General features: G+C 71.5%; 9 protein-coding genes. 8 read left to right on the top strand and 1 reads right to left on the bottom strand.

Translation table 11 applies throughout. The annotated features are described in order from the left end of the window. The 4 genes from HW577_RS16680 to HW577_RS16670 all read left to right on the top strand — a co-directional run. On the top strand, positions 1 to 407 hold a 407-nt coding region (locus HW577_RS16680; protein WP_408639537.1), incomplete at its 5' end, for a hypothetical protein. Between the two features lie 16 nt (positions 408 to 423). Further along, on the top strand, positions 424 to 2,475 hold the full coding sequence (locus tag HW577_RS16675; RefSeq protein WP_198377276.1) for an acetate--CoA ligase family protein: 2,052 nt from the start codon (positions 424 to 426) through the stop codon (positions 2,473 to 2,475). A gap of 22 nt (positions 2,476 to 2,497) precedes the next feature. Then, positions 2,498 to 3,310, top strand: a complete 813-nt coding sequence (locus HW577_RS26610; RefSeq protein WP_232475002.1) for a nitroreductase family protein — start codon at positions 2,498 to 2,500, stop codon at positions 3,308 to 3,310. Further along, complete coding sequence (locus HW577_RS16670; protein ID WP_232475001.1) at positions 3,303 to 3,974, top strand: NUDIX hydrolase; 672 nt, start codon at positions 3,303 to 3,305, stop codon at positions 3,972 to 3,974. The genes HW577_RS26610 and HW577_RS16670 overlap by 8 nt, the downstream gene beginning before the upstream one ends. Here HW577_RS16670 and HW577_RS16665 read toward each other — a convergent pair. Next, positions 3,962 to 4,168, bottom strand: a complete 207-nt coding sequence (locus HW577_RS16665) for a hypothetical protein (RefSeq protein ID WP_198377274.1) — start codon at positions 4,166 to 4,168, stop codon at positions 3,962 to 3,964. The two genes, HW577_RS16670 and HW577_RS16665, sit on opposite strands and share 13 nt — an antisense overlap. Before the next feature lie 149 nt (positions 4,169 to 4,317). On the opposite strand from HW577_RS16665, the gene HW577_RS16660 reads away from it, so the two are divergent. From HW577_RS16660 to HW577_RS16645, 4 genes are all read left to right on the top strand, one after another. Beyond that, positions 4,318 to 5,157 carry a transporter substrate-binding domain-containing protein gene (locus HW577_RS16660; RefSeq protein WP_198377273.1) on the top strand — a complete coding sequence of 280 codons (840 nt, stop codon included), beginning with the start codon at positions 4,318 to 4,320 and terminating at the stop codon, positions 5,155 to 5,157. Further along, positions 5,157 to 5,909, top strand: coding sequence for an amino acid ABC transporter ATP-binding protein (locus HW577_RS16655; protein WP_198377272.1), 753 nt, complete (start codon positions 5,157 to 5,159; stop codon positions 5,907 to 5,909). Before HW577_RS16660 ends, HW577_RS16655 begins: the two co-directional genes overlap by 1 nt. A gap of 3 nt (positions 5,910 to 5,912) precedes the next feature. Next, positions 5,913 to 6,593 (top strand): amino acid ABC transporter permease, encoded by a 681-nt coding sequence (locus HW577_RS16650; RefSeq protein ID WP_198377271.1) that lies wholly within the window; start codon positions 5,913 to 5,915, stop codon positions 6,591 to 6,593. A 72-nt stretch (positions 6,594 to 6,665) separates the two neighbouring features. Further along, positions 6,666 to 7,340, top strand: coding sequence for an amino acid ABC transporter permease (locus HW577_RS16645; protein WP_198377270.1), 675 nt, complete (start codon positions 6,666 to 6,668; stop codon positions 7,338 to 7,340). Positions 7,341 to 7,419 lie beyond the last annotated feature (79 nt).

The raw sequence follows: 7,419 nt of genomic DNA, 5'->3' as shown, positions 1-7,419 counted from the left end.
CGACATCCGCCGCCGCGCCGCGGGAGGTGCTGGACGCCGTCCAGCGCCTGCCGCCCGCCGCGGCGCTCGATCCTGCGCTGCGCGCCGCGCCCTGCGCCTTCGCGCCCGCCGCGCGGCATCTCGACCCGCTTCCGGCCAACATCGCCTGGGCGCAGCCGCGCGCAGCGGTGCTGTTCTCGGGGCTTCCAGCGCTCGACGCCGGCCAGCGCGCCGCGGTCATCCGCCCCACGCGTGAATTGATGGCCCGTGCCGCGACGCGCGCCCGCATCGCGGAAGGCGGCATCACGCTGCACGCCATCGACCTTGCCCCGCTGCCGGCGGATGCGCCGGCCCCCGCCTTCCTCGCCATCCACATCGCCCCGCCCGCCGCGCCGCCCGAAGGCTGCGTCGCGGCGGGCCCACGCTGATCCGGACCGCACACCCATGACCGCGCTCGCCGCCGCCCTGCTCAATCCGCGCCGCATCGCCCTCGTCGGCGCTTCCGCCGACGCGACGCGCCTGACCGCGCGGGCGCAGGTCTATCTCCGCAAGCATGGCTTCGACGGGGATCTGTTCCCGGTGAACCCGCGCGCCGAGACGGTGCTCGGGGAGAAATCCTACGCGACCATCGCCGACATCCCCGGCCCGGTGGACCTCGCCTACCTGCTGCTCGGCACCGAGCATGTGGAAGGCGTGATCGCCGATGTCGCGGCGAAGGGCATCCCGCTCGCCGCCATCCTCGCCGACGGTTTCGCGGAAGCGGGCGATGAAGGTCGCGCGCGGCAGGAACGCCTGCTCGCCACGGCACGGGCCGCGGGCGTGCGCATTCTCGGCCCCAATTCGATGGGCCTCATCAACCTCAACGCGCGCACCGCCTGCTCGGTGAATGCGGCGCTGGAAGCCGAGAGCCTGCCCGCGGGTCGCCTCGCCCTCGTCTCCCAGTCGGGCTCCATGCTGGGTGCGATCATGGCGCGCGGGGCGGCGCGCGGGCTCGGCTTCTCCCACCTGATCAGCACGGGCAACGAGGCCGATCTGTCGGCGAGCGAAATCGCCGGCCTGCTGGTCGATGATCCCCAGACGGACGCGATCCTGCTCTTCCTCGAAGCGATCCGTCGCGCCGACCTCCTCGCCGAGGCCGCGCGCCGCGCGCATGCCGCCGGCAAGCCGATCATCGCCTTCAAGCTCGGGCGATCGGCCTTCGGCGCGGAACTCGCCAACAGCCACACCGGCGCGCTGGCGGGCAGCGACGCCGCGGCCGACGCCTTCTTCCGCGCCAACGGCATCGCGCGCGTGACGATGATCGAGGCGCTGCTCGAAGCCCCTGCCCTGTTCATCGGGCGCCGGCCGCTCCCGACCCCGAAGCGCGCCGTGTCCGTCATGACCACGACCGGCGGCGGCGGCGCGATGGCCGTCGATGCGCTGGGCGTGGCGGGCATCGAGACGCGCGCGCCCGATCCCGTCGCGGTCGAGGGGCTGAAGGCCGCCGGCCTGCCGCATCATGGGCGGATGATCGACGTGACGCTGGCGGGCACGCGGGCGGACAAGGTTCAATCCGCGCTCGCCGCGCTGGCCGCCGACCCGCATACCGACCTTGCACTTTCCGTCATCGGCTCCTCCGCCCAGTTCCGCCCGCATGACGCGGTCGCCGGCATCCTGGGCGCGGCGAAGGCGGGGCTGGCCAAGCCCATCGCGGCCTTCCTCGTGCCGCAGGCGGATCTGTCGCTGCGCATGCTGGGCGAAGCGGGCATCCCCGCCTTCCGCACCCCGGAATCCTGCGCCGACGTGATCCGCGCCTTCCTCGACTGGCAGGCGCCGCGCGCACTGCCTGCCGCGGCCGCCGTCGCTCACGCCCTGCCGGCGCGGCCGGACGAGGCGGATGCGCGGCACCTGTTCGGCGCGCTCGGCCTCGCGACCCCCTTCGCGGTGATGGCGACACCCGATGCGGTGCCGGACGGGCTCGCCTATCCGGTGGCGCTGAAAATCCTGTCGCCGGACCTGGCGCACAAGACCGAGGTCGGCGGCGTCGTGCTGAACATCGCGGATGCCGCGGCGCTGAAGCGCGCGGCCGCCGAGATGCTGGCGCGGGTGCGCGCCAAGGCACCGGGGGCGACCATCACGGGCTTCCTCGCGCAGCCCATGGCGAAGGGCCTCGCCGAGGCCATCCTCGGCTTCCGGCGCGACCCGGAAAGCGGCCCGGTCGTGCTGGTCGGCGCCGGCGGCGTCATGGCCGAACTGCATCGCGACACCGCGCTGCGCTGCGCGCCGGTCGGGCTGGACGAAGCCCACGCCATGATCGCCGAGGTGAAGGGGCTGAAGCCGCTCGCCGGCTGGCGCGGACTGCCGAAGGGCGACCTCGACGCGCTGGCGCGGGCGATCGTCGCCGTCTCCCGCCTCGCCGCCGTGGCGGAGGTCGCCGAGGCCGAGATCAACCCGCTGATCGTCCATGCCGATGGCCAGGGAGTGACCGTCGCCGATGCCTGGGTGGTGCGCGGCTGAGGCGCGTGCCACGCTGCCGCCCATGAGCCCCGCCGACCTGATCCGCGCCCGCTACGGGTCGCTTCCCTTCGAGCCGCCGGCCGAGGTGCCGCCCGCCCTCGCCGCCCTTCTCGACCGCCGCGTGACTCGCCGCTACCGCGCCGAGGACGTGCCGGACCCGCTGCTCGACACGGTGCTGGCCGCCGCGCAATCGGCGCCCTCCAAGTCCGACCTGCAGCAGTACTCGATCATCGTCACGCGCGACGCGGGGAAGATCGCCAAGGTCGCCGACTGGATCGGCACCATGCCCTGGATCAAGGACGCGCCGGTGCTGCTGCTGTTCTGCGGCGACATGCGGCGCGGCCAGCAGGCCTGCGCGCGGCACGGGCGGGCGCATGCCAACAACAACATGGACACCTTCCTGAACACGGCGGTGGATGCGGCGCTGGCCATGGGCATGGCGATCGCGGCGGCGGATGCGGCGGGGCTCGGCACCTGCCCGATCTCCTACGTGCGCAGCCATATCGAGAAGGTCGGGCCGCTCTTTGGCCTGCCGGATGGCGTCTACCCCGTGGCGGGCCTCACGCTCGGCTGGCCGGCGGCGCGCAACGAGACGACGCCGCGCCTGCCGCCGTCCGTCGTCGTCCACCGGGAACGATACGACGACGCCGCGCTGCCGGCCGCGCTCGACGCCTATGACGCGCTGCGCCCGCGCCAGAAGCCGCGCTACCCGGAGGTCCACGGCCCCGCACCCGAAGGCTGCACCTGGTCGGAGAACGGCGCTCGGCAACTCAGCGTGCCGGAACGATTCGGCTTCCGCGCCTGGCTGCGCCTGCGGGGCTTCGCGCTTGACTGACCCGACGGCCGACAATCCCGGCGGCGCCGATGCCGAAGGCCATGCGCGCCGCACCGTCCGCCCGCGCGACGCGGCGAGCCTGATCCTCTGGCGCCACGGCCCCTCGGGGCCGGAGGTGCTGATGGGCAAGCGCCACGCGAAGCACCGCTTCATGCCGGATGTGATGGTCTTCCCCGGCGGGCGCGTCGATCCGGACGACCATCGCCTGCCGGCGCTGAGCGAATTGGCGCCGGCCACGCGGCGCATGCTGGAACGGCGCGCGCCACCGGCCCGCGCGCGCGCCATCGGCATCGCCGCCGTGCGCGAATTGTTCGAGGAGACGGGCCTGGTGCTCGGCGAAAGGCGCGGGGATGGCGTGGCCGCCGCGCTCGGCACGCTGCACTACATCTGCCGTGCGGTCACACCCGGCGGGCGGCCGATCCGCTTCAACGCCCGCTTCCTCGCCGCCCCGGCCGAGGCGGTGCATGGCGACATCGCCGGGTCGGGGGAACTCGAGGATCTCGATTGGTACACGCCCGAAGCGGCGCATCGGCGCCACGTCGCGGACATCACGGGCAAGGTGCTGGTGGAATTCCTCGAATGGCTCGAGATGCCGCCGCGCGCGCGGTCGTCACGGCCGCTGATCGTCTTCCGCGGCATGGACAACCGCCATCAGGAACGGTGATCGAGCGGATCCCTCCGCCGCGTCTCCAGCAGCATCAGCCCGCCGAGCAGCAGCGCCCCGCCGCCGAGCGCGAGGATGGCCGCGGCGGCCAGCGGCACGCGACCCGGCGCCGTCGCATCGCCCAGCAGCAGCAGGACGAGCAGCAGGTTTCCGATCAGTCCGGCGGCGATCATCGCGAGGGGGATGAAAGGCATGGGGGGTGCTCCGTTCATCCAGGGTTGAACACCACCGGCGCGGCTTCGGCGGGACCGTCGCGCGGCACTTTTGTGGCGGCCCCTGCATGGACAGCGGGGCAGCCATCTGGAAATGTTGCACCCGCACAGATGACCAGGAGGTTTCCACCATGCGCAGGCTGATCGCCGCCGCCCTTGTTTCCGCTGCCATGGCGGGGCCCGCCCTCGCGCAAGGCCAGCCGCCGCTGCGCTGCGCCGTGGACGGCACCTTCGCGCCGCACGCCTTCCCGAACCTCCAGGGCGGCGTGCAGGGCTTCCAGATCGACCTGTTCCGCGAGGTCGCGCGCCGCATGGGCCGCGAGATCGTGATCGACAGCGCCGCCTTCTCCGGCCTCATTCCGGCGCTGAACGCCGGGCGCTACGACTTCCTCTGCGCACCCACGACCGTGACGCGGGAACGCGCCGAGGCGCTGCTCTTCACCGAGGGCTACATCTGGACGGAGCTTCAGTTCGGCATCCGCCGCGGCACGCCGCCGATCCGCTCGGAGGAGGACCTCCGCGGCAAGACGATCAGCGTGAACAAGGGCACGCCCTACGAGCAGTGGGTGACCAACAACCGGGAACGGCTGAACCTCACCCTGCTCGCCTTCGACAGCCAGGCGGATGCGGCGCAGGCGGTGATCCAGGGCCGCGCCTACGCCAACCTCTCGGGCAACACGGTGGTGCGCTTCTCGGCCTCGCGGAACCCGCAATACGTGGCGGATTTCGTGCTGCCCGGCTCGCGCCTGCACTGGGGCACCCCCTTCCGGCGTGATTCGGGCGCGCTGCGCAACCAGGTCGAGGACATCCTCACCTGCATGAAGCGCGACGGCTTCATCGCCCGCATCTCCGAGCGCTGGTTCGGCGACCGCCCCGGTCCCGACCAGGCCGAGAACATCGAGTTCCCGGGCTACGGCCCGCCGGACATGCCGGGCTACGACCCGACGCCGCAGAACCCGCGCTGCGGTTGATGCCGGGACCAGGGCGCGCCCCGATCGTCGAGGCGCGCGCGATCCACAAGCATTTCGGCCACCTTCACGTCCTGAAGGGGGTCGACCTGACGGTGGCCGAGAAGGAACTGGTCTTCCTGATCGGCCCGTCAGGATCGGGGAAATCCACCCTGCTGCGCTGCCTGAACCGGCTGGAGGACCCGTCCTCCGGCTCGGTCGTGGTGGACGGCATCGACATGCTCGACCCGCGCACGGACATCAACAAGGCGCGCCAGCGCATCGGCATGGTGTTCCAGTCCTTCAACCTCTATCCGCACATGACGGCGCTGGGGAACGTGGCACTCGCGCTGCGCAAGGTGCAGGGGATGGGCAAGGCGGAAGCGGAGGCGAAGGCCGCCGCGGCGCTCGACCGCGTGCACCTGGCCGACCGCGCGGACCACTACCCGCTGCAGCTTTCGGGCGGCCAGCAGCAGCGCGTGGCCATCGCGCGCGCCATCGCGCTCGAACCGCGCGTGATGCTGTTCGACGAGCCGACCAGCGCGCTCGACCCCGAACTGGTGGGCGGCGTCCTTGCCGTGATGCGCGAGCTGCGGGAGGACGGCATGACCATGGTCGTGGTCAGCCACGAGATGGGCTTCGCCAAGGCGGCGGCCGACCGCGTCGTCTTCATGTCGGACGGCGCGATCATCGAGGAAGGCATCCCCTCCGAGATCTTTACCAACCCCAGCCATGAGCGGACGCGGGCCTTCATCTCCCAGATCGAGCGGCATTGAGGCATGACAGGCTGGGAGAGGTTCACCGACAGCTTCTTCAATGCGCGCGTCATGGCGCAGTACCTGCCGAAGATCGTCGAGGGCTTCTTCCTCACGGTCGAGCTCGCGGCGCTCATCATCGTCGCGGGGCTCGCGCTCGGCCTGCTGCTGGCGCTGGTCCGCGCCTTCGCCATCCGGCCGCTGAACTGGCTGATCATCTTCATGGTGGACCTGTTCCGCGCCCTGCCGCCGCTCGTCATCATCGTGCTGCTGTTCTTCGGGCTGCCGAATGCGGGCGTCGAACTGTCGGGCTTCGTCGCCTCCTGGCTCGCGCTGACGCTGGTGCTGATGGCATTCTCCGAGGAGATCTTCTGGGCCGGCATCACCTCCGTGCCCAAGGGGCAGTGGGAAGCCGCCCGCTCGACCGGGCTCGGCTTCGTGCAGACGCTGGCCTGGGTGGTGCTGCCGCAGGCGCTGCGCATCACCATCCCGCCGCTGACCAACCGCACCATCGCGATCACCAAGGGCACGGCGCTCGCCTCGGTGGTCGCGGTGCCGGACATCCTGGGGGCGGCGAATGCGGGCGTGTCCTTCTCCTTCAATCCCTCGCCGCTGACGCTCGGCGCGATCGCCTACCTGGTGCTGTTCTTCCCCGTCGTCGTGCTCGGTCGCTGGATCGAGACGCGCTTCGCGTGGAAGCGCTGACCATGCGATCGCGGAGCACCGCAGCCGAAGGCGAGGAGCGGAGCGTGAATCGCATGGTCGAACGCTGACGCGATGGACCTGTTCCTCGAGACCTTCTTCAGCTGGCAGATCATCAGCGAGGCCTGGCCGATCCTGTGGCAGGGGCTGCAGGCGACGCTGATGCTCTCGGTGCTCGTCGTCCCGCTCGGCGTGGCGGGCGGGATCATCCTCGCCACCCTGTCCACCGTGCGGAACCCCTGGGTGAAGTGGCCGCTGCGCGCCTGGGTGGACACCTTCCGCGCGCTACCGCCCCTGGTCCTGCTGGTCTTCATCTTCGCGGGGCTGCCCTTCATCGGGCTCGATGTCGGCGCCTGGGGCGCGGTCGCGATCGGCTTCTTCCTCAACACCGGCGCCTATTACGGGGAGATCCTGCGCGCGGGGATCGAGAGCGTGCCGCGCGGGCAGATCGAGGCGGCGCGCTCCACCGGCCTCACGCGCGGGCAGACCATGGCCTATGTCGTGCTGCCGCAGGCGGTGCGGAACGTGCTGCCCGATTTGATCTCCAACACGCTGGAGGTGGTGAAGCTGACCTCCATCGCCTCCGTCGTCGCGCTGCCCGAATTGCTGTTCCAGGCGCGCCAGGCGCAGAGCGTGACCTACAACGCGACGCCGATCATGGCCGCGGCGGTGGCGTATTTCATCCTGCTGTGGCCGATGGTGCGGCTGCTGTCGCGGCTGGAGAACCGGCAGCTGGCGGGGCGGCGGTAGAAGCGGGGGGAGAAGGGAACTTCTCCCCCCGCACCCCCCTCAACCTTCTTTGAATTCAAAGAAGGGAGGGGGGCTCGGG

This window comes from Neoroseomonas rubea (assembly GCF_016106015.1).
GTDB classification, from domain to species: Bacteria; Pseudomonadota; Alphaproteobacteria; order Acetobacterales; family Acetobacteraceae; genus Neoroseomonas; species Neoroseomonas rubea.
This window is presented reverse-complemented; position numbering and strand designations above follow the sequence as displayed.